Origin of the sequence: Streptomyces sp. NPDC048419, assembly GCF_043200415.1 — a bacterium.
Taxonomy (GTDB): domain Bacteria; phylum Actinomycetota; class Actinomycetes; order Streptomycetales; family Streptomycetaceae; genus Streptomyces.
This window is the reverse complement of the sequence record NZ_JBICXT010000032.1, coordinates 31,956-46,452: the sequence shown is the minus strand read 5'-3', so window position 1 is coordinate 46,452 and position 14,497 is coordinate 31,956. Positions and strand designations below refer to the sequence as shown.

The 14,497-nt window shown below is 68.8% G+C and carries 15 protein-coding genes; 8 read left to right on the top strand and 7 right to left on the bottom strand.

Annotated elements, in window-relative coordinates; genetic code table 11:
- Window positions 1–96 precede the first annotated feature (96 nt).
- The 5 genes from ACGFYN_RS40590 (at window position 97) to ACGFYN_RS40570 (ending at window position 7,123) form a co-directional block, all read left to right on the top strand.
- Window positions 97–1,314 (top strand): glycoside hydrolase family 3 N-terminal domain-containing protein, encoded by a 1,218-nt coding sequence (locus ACGFYN_RS40590; RefSeq protein WP_393871021.1) that lies wholly within the window; start codon window positions 97–99, stop codon window positions 1,312–1,314.
- A 174-nt stretch (window positions 1,315–1,488) separates the two neighbouring features.
- On the top strand, window positions 1,489–2,394 hold the full coding sequence (locus tag ACGFYN_RS40585; RefSeq protein WP_393871020.1) for a glycoside hydrolase family 16 protein: 906 nt from the start codon (window positions 1,489–1,491) through the stop codon (window positions 2,392–2,394).
- A gap of 280 nt (window positions 2,395–2,674) precedes the next feature.
- Window positions 2,675–3,589 carry a diiron oxygenase gene (locus ACGFYN_RS40580; protein WP_393871019.1) on the top strand — a complete coding sequence of 305 codons (915 nt, stop codon included), beginning with the start codon at window positions 2,675–2,677 and terminating at the stop codon, window positions 3,587–3,589.
- Between the two features lie 36 nt (window positions 3,590–3,625).
- Window positions 3,626–5,269, top strand: a complete 1,644-nt coding sequence (locus tag ACGFYN_RS40575; RefSeq protein WP_393871018.1) for an FAD-dependent oxidoreductase — start codon at window positions 3,626–3,628, stop codon at window positions 5,267–5,269.
- Window positions 5,270–5,605: 336 nt separating this feature from the next.
- A complete protein-coding gene (locus tag ACGFYN_RS40570) occupies window positions 5,606–7,123 on the top strand; it encodes a catalase (protein WP_393871017.1) in 1,518 nt (505 codons plus the stop codon).
- A gap of 82 nt (window positions 7,124–7,205) precedes the next feature.
- Here the strand turns inward: ACGFYN_RS40570 and ACGFYN_RS40565 are convergent, their stop codons facing one another.
- From ACGFYN_RS40565 to ACGFYN_RS40555, 3 genes are all read right to left on the bottom strand, one after another.
- Window positions 7,206–7,613 carry an ATP-binding protein gene (locus ACGFYN_RS40565; RefSeq protein ID WP_393871053.1) on the bottom strand — a complete coding sequence of 136 codons (408 nt, stop codon included), beginning with the start codon at window positions 7,611–7,613 and terminating at the stop codon, window positions 7,206–7,208.
- 62 nt (window positions 7,614–7,675) lie between these two features.
- On the bottom strand, window positions 7,676–7,822 hold the full coding sequence (locus tag ACGFYN_RS40560) for a hypothetical protein (RefSeq protein ID WP_384257352.1): 147 nt from the start codon (window positions 7,820–7,822) through the stop codon (window positions 7,676–7,678).
- A gap of 264 nt (window positions 7,823–8,086) precedes the next feature.
- Window positions 8,087–8,650 carry a hypothetical protein gene (locus tag ACGFYN_RS40555; RefSeq protein ID WP_393871016.1) on the bottom strand — a complete coding sequence of 188 codons (564 nt, stop codon included), beginning with the start codon at window positions 8,648–8,650 and terminating at the stop codon, window positions 8,087–8,089.
- 137 nt (window positions 8,651–8,787) lie between these two features.
- Here ACGFYN_RS40555 and ACGFYN_RS40550 point away from each other — a divergent pair, with 137 nt between their 5' ends.
- Window positions 8,788–9,372: a TetR/AcrR family transcriptional regulator gene (locus ACGFYN_RS40550; protein ID WP_393871015.1), complete on the top strand. Its 585-nt coding sequence runs from the start codon at window positions 8,788–8,790 to the stop codon at window positions 9,370–9,372.
- A gap of 54 nt (window positions 9,373–9,426) precedes the next feature.
- Here the strand turns inward: ACGFYN_RS40550 and ACGFYN_RS40545 are convergent, their stop codons facing one another.
- Complete coding sequence (locus ACGFYN_RS40545; RefSeq protein ID WP_393871014.1) at window positions 9,427–10,158, bottom strand: ferritin-like domain-containing protein; 732 nt, start codon at window positions 10,156–10,158, stop codon at window positions 9,427–9,429.
- 351 nt (window positions 10,159–10,509) lie between these two features.
- Between ACGFYN_RS40545 and ACGFYN_RS40540 the strand changes: the two genes are divergently transcribed.
- Entirely contained in the window at window positions 10,510–11,634 is a 1,125-nt protein-coding gene (locus ACGFYN_RS40540; RefSeq protein ID WP_393871013.1) for an ROK family protein, read from the top strand.
- A gap of 18 nt (window positions 11,635–11,652) precedes the next feature.
- On the opposite strand, the gene ACGFYN_RS40535 is transcribed toward ACGFYN_RS40540, so the two are convergent.
- The 3 genes from ACGFYN_RS40535 to ACGFYN_RS40525 form a co-directional block, all read right to left on the bottom strand.
- A complete protein-coding gene (locus ACGFYN_RS40535; protein WP_393871012.1) occupies window positions 11,653–12,087 on the bottom strand; it encodes a septal ring lytic transglycosylase RlpA family protein in 435 nt (144 codons plus the stop codon).
- A gap of 98 nt (window positions 12,088–12,185) precedes the next feature.
- On the bottom strand, window positions 12,186–13,040 hold the full coding sequence (locus ACGFYN_RS40530) for a glycoside hydrolase family protein (RefSeq protein WP_393871011.1): 855 nt from the start codon (window positions 13,038–13,040) through the stop codon (window positions 12,186–12,188).
- Between the two features lie 67 nt (window positions 13,041–13,107).
- A complete protein-coding gene (locus ACGFYN_RS40525; RefSeq protein ID WP_393871010.1) occupies window positions 13,108–13,827 on the bottom strand; it encodes a chitinase in 720 nt (239 codons plus the stop codon).
- Window positions 13,828–14,034: 207 nt separating this feature from the next.
- Here ACGFYN_RS40525 and ACGFYN_RS40520 point away from each other — a divergent pair, with 207 nt between their 5' ends.
- On the top strand, window positions 14,035–14,487 hold the full coding sequence (locus ACGFYN_RS40520; RefSeq protein WP_393871009.1) for a DUF6924 domain-containing protein: 453 nt from the start codon (window positions 14,035–14,037) through the stop codon (window positions 14,485–14,487).
- Window positions 14,488–14,497 lie beyond the last annotated feature (10 nt).

The following is a 14,497-nucleotide window of genomic DNA, read 5'->3' as shown; positions in this document are numbered from 1 at the left end:
TCGCCCCGGCGGCGAAACACCGTTCCTTGCCCTGCTCCGCAGGAGCTTCGGTTCCCCCCCGGCTGAAGCCGGAGGTATCGACGAAGGACAACGTTGATGAAATCTCAGCAGGCGCACAACCGGCACACGAGCAGGATGCGGGCCCTGTGGCCCGTTCCCGTGGTGACGCTCTCGCTGGCGGCCGCAAGTCTCGCAGGGGCATGCACCTCGCACGCCGCTGTCGAATCCCGAGCGCCGGGCCGCGCGGCCATGAGCGCCGCCGCGACCTGCGTCGACAAGACCTTCGGCGCGATGACGGTCCCGCAGCGTGTCGGTCAGCTCTTCATGGGTGCCGTCACCCCGTCCAAGCCGGACCAGCAGAAGATCCAGCTGATGCGCCAGTACCACGTCGGGTCGGTGTTCCTGGCCGGGCGCAGCACCGCGGGCACGAAGGCGACCAGGACCCTCGTCGACGGCCTCCAGGCGCACGCCGACACGGTGGCGGGACGTCGCGTTCCCCTGCTGGTCTCCACCGACCAGGAGGGCGGCCGGGTACAGGTGCTGTCCGGTCCGGGGTTCTCGACCATGCCGAGCGCGCTCGTGCAGGGAAGCTGGTCGACGACGTACCTGCGCAGCCAGGCCGCCACCTGGGCCGATCAGCTCAGGGCGGCCGGCGTGAATCTGAACCTCGCGCCCGTCGCCGATGTCGTGCCCGCATCTCTGGGCAGGAACAACGCCCCGATAGGCGCCTTCGACCGCGAGTTCGGCCATACGGCCGCGACCGTGACCCCTCACAGCAACGCGTTCGCCGCCGGCATGGCCCAGTCGAAGGTGCTGGCCACGCTGAAGCACTTTCCGGGGCTCGGCAACGTCCGCGGCAACACCGACACCACGGCGAACGTCGTGGACTCGGTGACGGCGAGCTCGAGTTCGAGCCTCGACCCGTTCCGTTCGGGCATCAAGGCCGGTGCGCCGCTCGTCATGATCTCCTCGGCCACGTACAGCAGGATCGACCCGAGGCATCAGGCTCCGTTCTCCTCCACGGTGATCCAGGGGCTGCTCCGCAAGAACCTCGGGTTCAAGGGTGTGGTGATCTCGGACGACCTCGGTCAGGCGGTCGCCGTGAAGGCCGTGCCTCCGGCCAACCGGGCCCTGAACTTCCTGTCGGCGGGCGGTGACCTGGTGCTGACCGTCGACCCGACCCTGATCCCGACCATGGCCAAGGCCGTGCAGATGCGGATGGCGGAGAACGCGACCTTCCGCACGCAGGTGGACCAGAGCGTCCATCGCGTCCTGACGGCGAAGCAGCAGGAGGGCCTGCTGTCCTGCGGGTGAGCCTGGCCCGTCGGCCGCCGATGAGGTCAACTCGGCCTGCTGTCACGGGAGTCGGAGCGTCGGCGTCCGGTTCGGTGCCTTTCCCGGGGATGGCATTGCCCGGTGTCACGAGCGACGATGTTCCTTCGCGAGGAGGACGGACACGGCCGGCAGCTGAGCATCGAGGAGCCTGGGATGGGTTCGCACGCGGCGCCGCACCACAGGAGGCGAGGCCTGCTCCTGTCCTCGGGCCTCATGCTCGTCGCCGCACTGCTGTGGCTCCCCCGGGCCGACGCGGTGCCGGTCTCCGCCGACGCCTGTCACACGACGGGTGCGAGTCTGCCCCGGGGCGACTGCGGGCCGTTCTGGCAGGTCCTCGCGGAGGACTTCAACGGCGACCGGGTACCGCTCGGCTCCTTCAGCGACTGTGATCACCACGTCGACACCTCGGGCGCCTACTGCGGAGGGCTGACGGGGAAGTTCCGCGACAACTGGTGGGCGTATCCGACGGGTTGGCGCGACACGGCCAACAGCCGGGGCCGTGACGTGGTGGGCGTGTACCACCCGGAGGACACGGTGAGCGTAGGCCCCGCGGCCGACGGCGACGGGAGGATGTTCATCCGGATGTGGCGGCCCTCCGACGGAGGCCCGGTCCATGCCGCCGCCGTCGTCCCGCGTGCGGTGATGCAGATGACCTACGGCAAGTACAGCGCGCGCATCAAGGTGACGAAGCTGGCCCCGGGTTACAAATCGGCCTGGCTGCACTACGGCGGCGGTTGCGAGATCGACCATCCCGAGGGCGAGTGGACGGGCTCGCTCACCGCCTTCCACCATCCCTGCGGCGGCGGTGAGCAGGGCTCCTACCCCGGCAGTGACGACTGGACGCAGTGGCACACCGTGTCCACGGAGTGGACGCCGGGGAAGGTGCGGTTCTTCGTCGACGGGCGGGAGACCGGCCACGACACGCGAGGCGTACCGGACGGCCCTCTGTCGTGGGTGATGCAGAACGAGAGCGCCCTGGAGGGGCCGGGGGCGGCACCCGGAAGCAGCGCACAGCTCGACATCACGTGGGTCGCGGCGTACGCGTACGGCTGGGGTTGACCACCTCGAGACTTCCCGCACAGAACTTCCTTACTCACGGGTAGGCACGCCGCCGACCCTTGTTATACATTGCGTCTAACAAGGGCTACGGCGCCACCAGCGCCTGCCGTCTTCGCCGCCGTCGGACCGGCTCACCGTGCGCACCGACGGAGGCCCGAGACGTCCCCCCGGGCAGGCGCGTCCTCGGCTGCCCCCAGGCGCGCGATCGGCCTTCGCCCGCGATCACACGCACCACGCAGAAACGGACGCGAGTCCGTCATCCGAGCTGAGGAGTTGGAGCATGGCAAGCAGCACGACCCGTCCGGACGTTGAGACCACCGCGCCGAGCGCCCGCGTCGCCGGCCGGCTGCTCGACTCGTCCGCGAAGCTCTCCTACGACCCCCTGACGGAAGTCGACTGGAAGACGCCGCTGGACACGGACTTCCACGGCGCCAGCCCGGAGTGGAGCACCCTGTACGGAACCCCGTACTGGGACGAACTCACCGAAGCGCAGCGCAAGGAGCTGACGCGGCACGAAGCCGCCTCCGTCGCCAGCACCGGCATCTGGTTCGAGATGATCCTGCAACAGCTGATCCTGCGCGACATCTACGCCAAGGACCCCGGCGACGACAAGGTCCAGTGGGCGCTGACCGAGATCGCCGACGAGTGCCGGCACTCGATCATGTTCGCCCGGGGCGCGAAGAAGCTGGGGGCGCCGGCCTACCGGCCGCACCGTATGGCGGTCGAACTCGGCCGGGCGTTCAAGACCCTGGCGTTCGGCGAGGCCGCGTATGCGGCGATCCTCGTGGCCGAGGAGGTCCTGGACGTCATGCAGCGCGACTGGATGCGCGACGAGCGGGTCGTGCCCTTCGTCCGCACCATCAACAACATCCATGTGGTCGAGGAGTCCCGCCACATGAAGTTCGCCCGTGACGAGACGCGCAAGAACCTCGCGAAGGCGGGACGGATACGCCGGCACATCCACGCCTTCGTGATCGCGGTCGCCGCGTACGTCATCGTCACCAGCATGGTCAACAAGGGCGTGTACGCCAACGCCGGACTGGACCCGAAACGCGCGCTGGAGGCGGCGCGGTCCAACGAGCACCACAAGGCGATGATGCGCTCCAGCTGCTCGGGGCTGATGGACTTCCTGGCCTCGGCCCGGCTGCTCACCAAGCCGGCCCTGGCGTTCTACAAGCGCGCCCACCTCATCTGACCGACCAGGCCCGCACAGCCGATCAGAGCGGACACCATGCCCTACGTCATCACTCAGACCTGCTGCAGCGACGCCACCTGCGTCGCCGTGTGCCCGGTCAACTGCATCCATCCGACGCCCCAGGAGCGGGCGTTCGGCAGCACCGAGATGCTCCACGTCGACCCCGTCGCCTGCATCGACTGCGGCGCGTGCGCCGACGCCTGTCCCGTCGACGCGATCCACCCGGCGGACGAACTCACCGGCCCGCAGGAGGTGTTCGTCGCGATCAACGCGGCCTACTACGCCGACGCTCCGACGCCGGAGCCGGCCGCCGGCAGCCCGATCTTCCACGCCTGGGACAGGCCCGCCTTCGAACGCACGCTGCCGGCCGACTTCCCGGCGCTGCGCATCGCGGTCGTCGGCACCGGACCGGCCGGCATGTACACGGCCCAGGACCTGCTCCTGCACACCGCCGCCGAGGTCACCCTGATCGACCGGCTGCCGGTCGCCGGCGGCCTGGTGCGCTACGGCGTGGCGCCCGACCACCCCACCACCAAGAAGGTCGGTGAGACGTTCGCGCGCTTCCACACCCACCCCCGGGTGCGCATGCTGCTGGGGGTCCGGGCCGGTGAGGACGTCACCGTCGACGAGCTCGCCGCCCACCACGACGCCGTCGTGTACGCGGTGGGCGCCTCCGGCGATCGCCGGCTCGGCGTCCCCGGCGAGGACCGCACCGGCAGCCTTTCGGCCACCACATTCGTCGCCTGGTACAACGCCCACCCCGACGTCGCGCCCGACGCCGTCGACCTCTCCGCCGAGCGCGTCGTGGTGGTCGGCAACGGCAACGTCGCCCTCGACGTCGCCCGCATCCTGGTCGCCGACGCCGACGCACTGGCCGCCACCGACATCGCCGACCACGCGCTGCGGGCATTGCGCGACAGCGCCGTACGCGAAATCGTGCTCCTCGGCCGGCGCGGCCCCGAGGACGCCGCCTGCACCCGGCCCGAACTGCTCGCGCTGACCCGGCTGCCCGGCGTGGAGCTGGTCGTCGACGACCACGACCCCCGCACCGCCGACGCCATCGACGCGGCGGGCCCCGATGACATCGCCGCCGTACTGCGCGACGTGCCCCGTACGACGGTGGCCTGGTCACGCCCGGCGGGGCCGGGCCGGCGCATCGTGCTGCGCTTCCACTCCGAACCCAGGGAACTGGTCGGCGACGAGGACACCTCGGCGATCCGTGCCGTGCGCGTCACCGGTGCGGCGGGGCACACCGTGATCCCGGCCGGGATGGCGCTGCGGGCGATCGGCTACCAGGGGACGCCGGTGCCGGGACTGCCCTTCGACGAGTCCACCGGCACGATTCCGCACGAGAACGGGCGGGTGGCCGGGTTCCCGGGGGCGTACGTGGTCGGGTGGATCAAGCGTGGCTCCCAGGGCGGCATCGGTGCCAACCGGGCCTGCTCCGCGGAAACCGTCGGCACGCTGCTCTCCGACGCCGTCGCGGGCACACTGCCCAAGCCGGCCCTCTCCTCGAAGGCCTTCGCACGGCTCGTGCGCCGGCGCGGACGGCATGTGGTGGACGCGCGCGGGATGGCGTCCATCGAACACGCGGAGCTGTCCCGCGGACGACGCCTGGGCAGGCCACGCAGCAAGCTGGCCACGCTGCCGGAGCTCGTGAAGGCATCGCGGCGCGGATGACGCCCTGAACGGCGGCGGCGTCCGGACGGAGCACCGGACGCCGCCCTCCTCTGCCTTTCAGGTGGCGGCCTCCGCCGAACCGGCACATCCTGCCAGGAGTGCGCACCAAACAGACAGGCGCCGGTCAGCACGCACCGCTTCGTGCTGCCGCCGTGCCCGCTGCCGTCGCCCCGGCGTGCCTCGCAGCTGTCGGCCCGCTCGATGCGCCGGTACATCGGTCGCGAAAGAGATGTTTGCCGCGGTCGGTCGAGGTCACCTGGCTGACGGGACCGACTGGCTCCGGGCACGTGCGGGGTGCCCAGCACCCCGATGCTACGGACGACGAGAGGCAGATTGATGACCGAGACCCCACCCGTCACTACGACCGATTCCGGCGCCCCGGTCGAGAGCGACGAGCATTCGCTCACCGTGGGACCCGCCGGTCCGATCCTCCTGCAGGACGCCTATCTGATCGAGCAGATGGCCCAGTTCAACCGGGAGCGGATCCCCGAGCGTCAGCCGCACGCCAAGGGAAGCGGCGCATTCGGTCACTTCGAGGTCACCCACGACGTCAGCGCCTACACCAAGGCGGCCGTCTTCCAGCCGGGAACACGCACCGACCTGGTCACCCGCTTCTCGACCGTCGCGGGTGAGCGTGGCAGCCCGGACACCTGGCGCGACCCGCGCGGCTTCGCGGTGAAGTTCTACACCAGCGAAGGCAACTACGACATGGTCGGCAACAACACGCCGGTGTTCTTCGTGAAGGACCCGATGAAGTTCCAGCACTTCATCCGCTCCCAGAAGCGCCGTGCCGACAACAACCTCCGCGACCACGACATGCAGTGGGACTTCTGGACCCTCTCCCCCGAGTCCGCCCACCAGGTCACCTGGCTGATGGGCGACCGCGGCATCCCGCGGACCTGGCGCCACATGAACGGCTACACCTCCCACACATACATGTGGATCAACGCCGCCGGTGAGCGGTTCTGGGTGAAGTACCACTTCAAGACGGACCAGGGCATCGAGTGCTTCACTCAGCACGAGGCCGATCAGATGGCGGCCGCAGACACGGATTACCACACGCGTGATCTGTTCGAGCACATCCGCGACGGCGACTTCCCCAGCTGGACGCTGCACGTGCAGGTCATGCCGTACGAGGACGCCGCGAACTACCGGTTCAACCCGTTCGACCTCACCAAGGTGTGGCCGCACGGCGACTACCCGCTCATCCCGGTCGGCAGGATGACGCTGGACCGCAACCCGACCGACAACCACGCCCAGATCGAGCAGGCGGCCTTCCAGCCCAACAACCTCGTCCCCGGCATCGGCCCCAGCCCCGACCGCATGCTGCTGGCCCGGCTGTTCTCCTACTCGGACGCACACCGCCACCGGATCGGCGGCAACTACCAGCAGCTCCCGGTGAACGCCCCCGTCGTCGACGTCCACACGTACTCCAAGGACGGGGCGATGGCGTACCGGAACACCACCGACCCGGTGTACGCCCCCAACTCCAAGGGCGGACCCGCCGCCGACCCCGCCCGCTACTCACCGCCCAGCTGGGAGGCCGACGGCGCCATCACACGTGCGGCCTACGTCAGTCATGCCGAGGACGACGACTGGGGCCAGCCGGGCACGATGGTGCGCGAGGTCATGGACGACGCCGCGCGAGACCGCCTGGTCGACAACGTCGTCGGTCATCTCCTCAACGGTGTCTCGGAACCCGTCCTCAAGCGGGCCTTCGAGTACTGGTCGAACATCGACAAGACCGTCGGCGACCGCATCGCCCAGGGCGTGCGTGCCAAGGCCGGCGAGAAGGACCCCAAGGCCGCCCAACAGGGCAATCCCGCACGCCGCGACATGCAGGACAAGGCCTGACACTCCGGTTTTCCACGGTGGGCTTCGGTTCCCTGCTCCGCGGGGACGGAAGCCCACCGGCTCTGCAGCCCGGCGCTCGCACTCAGGCGGCGGGCGCCCGGAAGCACGCGCTGACGGACTTTCCGTGGGGGCAGGGGTGCGACTCCCATGTGTCGGCCAGTGCGTCCACGAGGAACATGCCACGCCCACCGAGGCGTTCCGTGCTCGCCTCACGCGGAGTCGGCAGGTCGCTGGAACCGTCGTGCACGGAGACGTGCAGGCAACGGTCGTCATAGGTCATCACCAGTTGGGCACTGCTGTGGGCGTGCCTGTGCGCGTTCGTCACCAGCTCGGAGACGGTGAGCAGGATGGCGTCCACCGTCTCTGGAGCACTGGTGGTCCAGCCCAGCGTCTTCAGATGCTCACGCGCCCAGTCCCGGGCCGCTTTCACTTCGCAGTCCAACGGCAGCGTACGGGCCCAGCCCACTGCCCGAAGCGACGAACTTTCCACGATGATCATTCCCGTTCGAGAGAGTGTGCCGGTCAACTCACGCACGTGTAGGGCGAATGTGCTCAGCGTTGACCACGGAGCTTGCCCAGCAGCCGCTGGGCCTGGGCCCGGCGACGCGGATCGGCAGCGGCTCGGCGCGCCTGTTCGGCTGCGCGCCGCCCCTGGGGACTCCTGGCGAACTGCTTGATGCGCTCCATCATTCCCGGCATGACGCTCCTTCCCTCCAGGCACCCAAAAGGCACCGTGCTTGCTGCTGTTTCGGCTACCCCCGACGCGTCGGCTCAGCCCTGTCGCTCGACTCTCTGCATGCCGCCCCTCACGCTCCGGTCGCGAATCGACTGCCCAAGTGGCCTGGCAAGACCGCGACTTGGGCGCGGCCGCCGCCGGCACGGCTGCCCTGCACAGGCACCGTCCAGAGGCGCTGGCCGATGCCCGTCCGGCTCGGACAGGCGTCGGCCGCGGAGCCCGCGGGGTCATGCCTGGCGGCGGGAAGCGGAGTTGAGTCGGAATGCGGAGATGAGGAAGAAGACGCCTCCGAGGAAGGCGTAGCCGGCAAGGTTCTTCAGCGAGGGGTCGTTGCTGCCCGCCTGGGCGATGAACGACGAGCCGGCGATCGTGGAGATGGCGCCGCTGGCGATCATCGCCCACTGGCCGCCCAGCTTCCGGCGGATGGCACCCGCGATCAGCTGGACGAGACCCGCGGTGACAGCCCAGGCTCCCCACACTCGCAGGACGGCCGGGATACCGGACGTGGCGGCCAGGGCCAGGCCGATGACCGTCAGTGAACTGATGACGATGTTGGCATACAGGGGGTTGGCGGTAGTGCCGTTCGCCCTGGCGGACCGTGCGTCGACGATCGCGGCCGCCGCGTCGAACAGTGGGTAGATCAGCAGGAGCGTCACACTCAGCGGGCCCAGCGTGTCGGCGGCCGTGAAGAGCAGGACGGCCCACACGGCGGCGAACGCGAAGCGCAGGAAATACAGCTTCCGCAAGGTCACCGGGATGCTGCCGGAGGTGGTGGCGACGAGGGTGTCCATGGCAATGCCTTTCGACGGCGGTGCGGGCTCCACTCATAATGAGGGAGAACGTTCTGTCTACCTCGGATCTAAACAGCGCGGGCACGCCCCTGTCAAGACCGAACGTTCTACCTCACCGACTGGGTATCCTGGGCCGCATGAACCGGAGCCCGGAAGGCCGCAGCACGTCGGAAGCGCGAACGCGGCTGCTCAGCACAGCAACGAGGATCTTCTACGGCGAGGGGATCCACTCGGTCGGCATCGACCGGATCACCGCGGAGGCGCAGGTGACCCGGGCGACCCTGTACCGGCACTTCACCGGCAAGGAAGAACTCGTCCTCGCCTACCTCGGCCAGGCCGACCAGGGAATCCGGGCACAGGTCGCCGCAGCTCAGGCAGGCAGCCAGTCACCGGTCGACAAGGTCAGGGCCGTCGCCCGATCCATCACCGAGGGCATCCGGTCCCCCGGCTTCCGCGGCTGCGCCTTCCTGAACGCGGTGGCCGAATACCCCGACCCCTCCCACCCGGTCCACCAAGCCGTACTGGCCCACCGGCAGTGGTTCCTGGAAACGATCACAGAGTTGCTGTCGCAGATCGGCGCCGCTCCCGCCGACGTAGCGGCCCGGCACCTCGTCATGCTGCGGGACGGCGCGATGGCAGCCGGCTGCCTCTTCGACCCCGAACTGATCTCAGAGACCTTCCTGCATGCCGTCGAAGGAATCCTGCAAACCGGTAGAGAGTGATCGGAGGTGCCCCAGGCGGTGACGGGCAGCGTCTTGGCGCGCGGGCTGTCTCTTTCAGCCCGCGCTCGTCCATTCATCCGGGCGGGGCATCAGCACCGCGGAGACCACCGCGTGGGAGGAGGCCATGACATCGGCGACGAACTGCACGCGTCGGATGCCGAGTTGGCGCAGTGCCGGACCGTGGTCGGCGGCGACGACGAGGGAGGCCGCGAACAGGAGAAGTCGCCACATGGTCATCACGGGGCGGCGCATTGCCCGGGGCAGCTCCGCCAGGGAGGCGTGCAGGCGCTCGCAGTGGAAGGGGACATGGCGCTGCTCGTCGGACAGGATCCGCCCAGCCACGTCCGCAGTGAGCGAGTCGTCGGTGCCATCGCGCAGCACCCGGTAATAACGCAGCGCCACTACTTCCGCGATCATCAGCACCAGCAGTTCCAGGCGTAGGCCCATCAGACGCCGCAGCCGTACGAAGACCGTGTCGCTCCAGTGGCCGGTCAATGTCGGCATGCCCCCCGCGGCCAGCAGCCGAGCAAGTAGGCGGGCGTGGTTCTGTTCCTCGGCGACGAAGAGCCGGACCGCCTGCCCGTAGTCAGGGTCGCCGGCCTGGTCCGCTTTGCCGACGAGGTTGGCACCGTCACCGTCCTCGCCGACCTGGAAGCGCTGGACGCTGGCCCACACCGCCGGATGCAGCGCGGCGCGCTGCCCCCAGTCCGGATCACCGAGGGCACGCCTGCGCTCCCGCTCGTCCTCGAACCGTCTTGTCCACTTGGCGAAGCCGCCCGTATGCATTCGATCTCCCGTCTCCGGAACACAGCCACCGTGCCCCGGAGAAGGACGACGCAGCCGGACACCGAACCGTTCCATTGCCGCCCGCGCCGGGAGGTGGGCAGCCCGCCTCCCGGCCCGATCTTCCGTCGCATCGGAAGCCCACAGAATTCCCACAAAGATCTCCCCTAGCTTCTCGCGCCAGAGCGACGGGCTGACTTCCGCGCTTCTACGTCACAGCTGTTCTCAACTAGGGGGCCACGTTCCGCCATGCTGACTGAGACGACGCGAAACTCCGCCGCAACCGGCCTGCCGCAGGAACGCGGCTCTCAGCCTCGGTCACGCCAAGGTCATGAGGCCTTGGTAGTACGCCTGTTGCGTGAGCACGGTCCGCTGACGCGGTCAGAGTTAGGCACCCTGTGCGGTCTGTCCCGCACCACGCTCTACGACGCCGTCGGCGCGCTCATGGACAACGGCACCATCCTCGCCTCGGTCCCGGAGGCGGCCCGGCGCAAGCGCGGTCGTCCGGCGGAGGTGCTGGCCCTCAACCCCGGGACCGGCCTGCTGCTCGGCATCGAATTCGCTCGACGGGCGGTAAGGGTGGCCACGATGAACGCGGCACAGGAAATCACGGGCGCCGCGGCCGAGCCGCATGCCCATGACGTCCCGTGGCAGGCGCGCCTCGACCTCGCGTGGCGGCTGGCAGACAGCCTGACGGGCGGGGCGTTGCGGCCGGGCACTTTCCGCAGTGTCGGCCTGGGAGTGGTCGGACCGGTCGCCTCCCGGGACGGCGGCCAGTCGTCGGTGCCTTGGCACAACGCGGTTTCGGCGCTGGTGCGCGAGCGCTTCGGCGCACAGGTGCTGATCGACAACAACACCCGGCTGGCCGCACTGGCCGAGACGGTCTGGGGCGCGGCCGCGGGCGAGCAGAACGTGCTGTACCTGCGGTTGTCTCACGGCGTCGGCGGCGGACTCGTGATGGCCGGCAACGTGCACCGCGGGGCTCACGGCCGGTCCGGAATGTTCGGCCACATCTCCGTGGACCCCGATGGCGCGCCCTGTCACTGCGGAGCGATCGGATGCCTGGAGACGGTGGCCTCGATCGGGGCCGTACTGGACGCCTGCCGCACTGCGGGCACTTCGGCAGTGGACGTACCGGACCTGGTGACCGCACTGGAGTCCGGCGACCGGGCCGCGCACACGGTTATGGCCCGAGTGGGCGCGCAGGTCGGCAGGGTGCTGGCCGACGTGAGTCACGCCGTCGGACCGGACCTGATCGTCGTCGGCGGTGAGCTGGTCGACACCGGGCGAGCCCTCATGGCACCGATCGAGCACACGCTCAACAGCCACGTCGCACGCTGCTCGTACGGGGTACCACCAGTGATTCCGGCCGGACTCGGCGATGCCGGCACCGCCCTCGGCGCCATCGCCCTGCTGCAGCAGCGCATAGACGTTGGAGCGCCCGGGCCGCGGAATGCGACCCGGGCGCTCATGCCGTGACGTCGGCGGCCGCAGGGGTCAGTGGAGCACCTTCTGCCGGACGACGATGTGACCGGCGTCGGGGTTGAGGCTGCCGCCGAGCCTACTGAAGGCGCCGTCGGTCAGGTCCAGGCACTTGGGTTCCTGCTTGGTGTGCTTGAACGTGCCGCGGTCGTTGATGCGCACGACCAGGGACTTGCCGTTCGCCACGTTGGTGACCTTCACCCGCGTGCCGAACGGCAGTTGGTGCCTGCGGGTGAGCGAAGTCGCCGCGGTGTTCTTGCTGTTGTCGAAGATGTCACCGTTGGACGTGGTGCTGCCCGGGGGTACCGGGCCGTAGTGCGTCGCCCAGCACGAGTGCCTGTGGGCCTGTGCGGAGTCGGGCGCGGCCGAGCTCGCCGGAGCGAGCGCGACCACGGCGGTCAGTGCGGCGGCTCCGGCCGCGAGAGAGGCGTGCAGGATTCGCTTGCTCATGTTCTTGGCCTCGTCTCTCTTCTCTCGTCGATGCGTCGATGCGTTGGTGTGTCGTTGTGTCGCTGTGTCGTTGGATCGGAATAGCCGGTGAGGGTCTGTCAGCCCGCCGCGCGATAGGCGGCGCCCACCCGGTTGGCATGCGCACCCTGATAAAGGCCGGTGCCGTCACCGCGGTTGGTCGAGAGGGTGAACCACGCGTACCGGCGGACGTAGGACAGGTGCTGGAGCATGGCCGTCGACTTCTTCACGAATGCGGCTTGTTGCGCCTTGGTCGGATAGCGCGGGGTGCCGGACGAGAAGTCGATGAGGGCGTATTCGGTGAGCCAGATCGGCTTCTTGTAGCGCTTGTGCACGGCCTGGAGGTACCTGCGCAACTGCTCTGTCGCCCGCGGGCTGTTGAAGTCCGCGCCGTACCAGTGCAGGGGGATGAAGTCGACCCGGTAGTGCCGGGCCTTGGCCCCCTTCATGAACCGGTCCAGCCAGCCCCCGGCGACATCGCCGCCGGTCGCCACGGCGGGAGCACCGAGCCGCAGACCGGTCGACTGCAGCCGGGGCCACAGGTCGAGTGCCTGGTTCACGGTCATGTGCGCCTGATCCGGCCTGTCGGGCTCGTTGAAGCCGAGCAGGGATTTGCCCTGCCTCTTCGCTCGGCCGAGCTCCTTCTTCGTCACCGAGCCCGCGTCGTGGATCATGGGCACGAACTCGACACCGCGCGGCGGCTTGATGCCGCCCTTGTCCGAGGACCAGGTGTAGAACCAGCCGGACTTCGAGTCGGCGAGCGCCTTGGTGACTCCGTCGAACTTCCAGGCGCTGATGCCCTTCTTCTCTGCCGCGGAGGTGGCGGCAGGGGAATGGCCGCCGGCCGCGAACGCAGTGGGCGCGATGCCCTGGCCGCCGGCCACGAGAAGGGCCGAGAGCATGAACGGCAGGGCGAGGAAGCGTACTTTCCGCATGACGTCTCCCTGTTGAAGGTCGGGGGCTCCTGGCCCGGGAGCCGGGAGCCCGGGAACATTGCGGACGTCAGCAGCTGAGGTGCTGGCCGGTGCCGACGTGGAGCATCTTGGTGAACTTCTTGTACTTGGCGATCCGGTCCTGCACCTCGGCCGGGTTGCCGCCGTTGCACTCGATGCCGCCGTTGATGCTGCGGATCGTCTCGCCGAAGCCGCCGTGCTTGACCATCGCGTGGTGCGGCGTCATGGTGCCGGGGCCCGACTGGGTCATCCAGTACCAGAGGGCGAGCTTCCAGGTCACGGCGGAGTTCTTCGCCGCGAGGTCGGGGTGGTGCAGCAGGTCGACGTGGAACGCGTCGCCGGCCGACTTGTAGTTGTAGTTCCAGCTGATCTGGAGCGGGCCGCGGCCGTGGTAGGCGGACTGGCCGGCCGGGCAGCCGTACGGCTCGTCGGCGCAGTAGGTCGGCCAGGCGGCCTTGTTCTGCTCGTTGATGTAGATCAGCCCGCTGGTCTCGTGGCTGACGTTCGCGAGAAAGGCAGCGGCCTCACGCTTCCGGGTCTTCGCGTCTCTGGTGTGCGCGAAGGCCGGGAACGCCTTCATCGCCTTGACCAGACCCTTGTACGTGTAGAGCTTCTTGTGGTGCGGGAACATCTTGTTGTACTGCGCCTTGCTGACGACGAAGCCGCCTCGATGGTCCGCGGCGGACGCCGTGCCGGCGCTCAGGTTGATCGCGGAGATGGCTATCAGTACGGCCGTGAGAACGGCGTAGACAGCACGCAACTTTCGCATGCGGAAAACTCCTTGGAGTAAGGGCGTGTTGCCCATCGGTAAACCGACGACGAAGCTACCTGGCGCCGTCGGGCGAAAAGGCTCAATAGTTGCTGCACGAGCGGGAGTTGTTGCTCAGGGAGTTCGATCGCGACACCTGCGGACATTAGTTTTTGCCGTAGCGCCAACTCATCATTCCGTCCCGCAAGTCTTCCGAGAGGCCAGTTCATGCGACCGACCATCGACCGTGCAGGGCATGACTTCGAGACCGAAGCCCTTGTCGTCCGTACCGACTACTCGGACGACGCGGCGTGGCGAGCGGTCGTTGCGCTCCTCGATCAGCCCGACGGCGAGTTCGACGTCCGCAACCATTTGGTGGACGACCGTGGGTATGCGGGAGCGAGCCCGGATGACGTGGTCCTGTCCGTCATGGCGGCCGACCCGCGGCTCGAAGTGGTGTTCCTTGCCGACGCCGTCTCGATGACGGGCGACCACAGCCTCCTCGCGGTCTCCACCAGGCCCGAGGACCTGGAGGAGGGAGACGAGGAACTCGGCTGCGTCTTCCGCCTGTTGCCCACGCTGGTCAACAGGGTGCACGTGAACCTGGCCATCGGACACCTGGACTTCTGGGAGTTCGCCTACGCAGCGGTGCGCACCCCGGACCAGGTCTTGCGCGAGTGAGCGTCCCGAG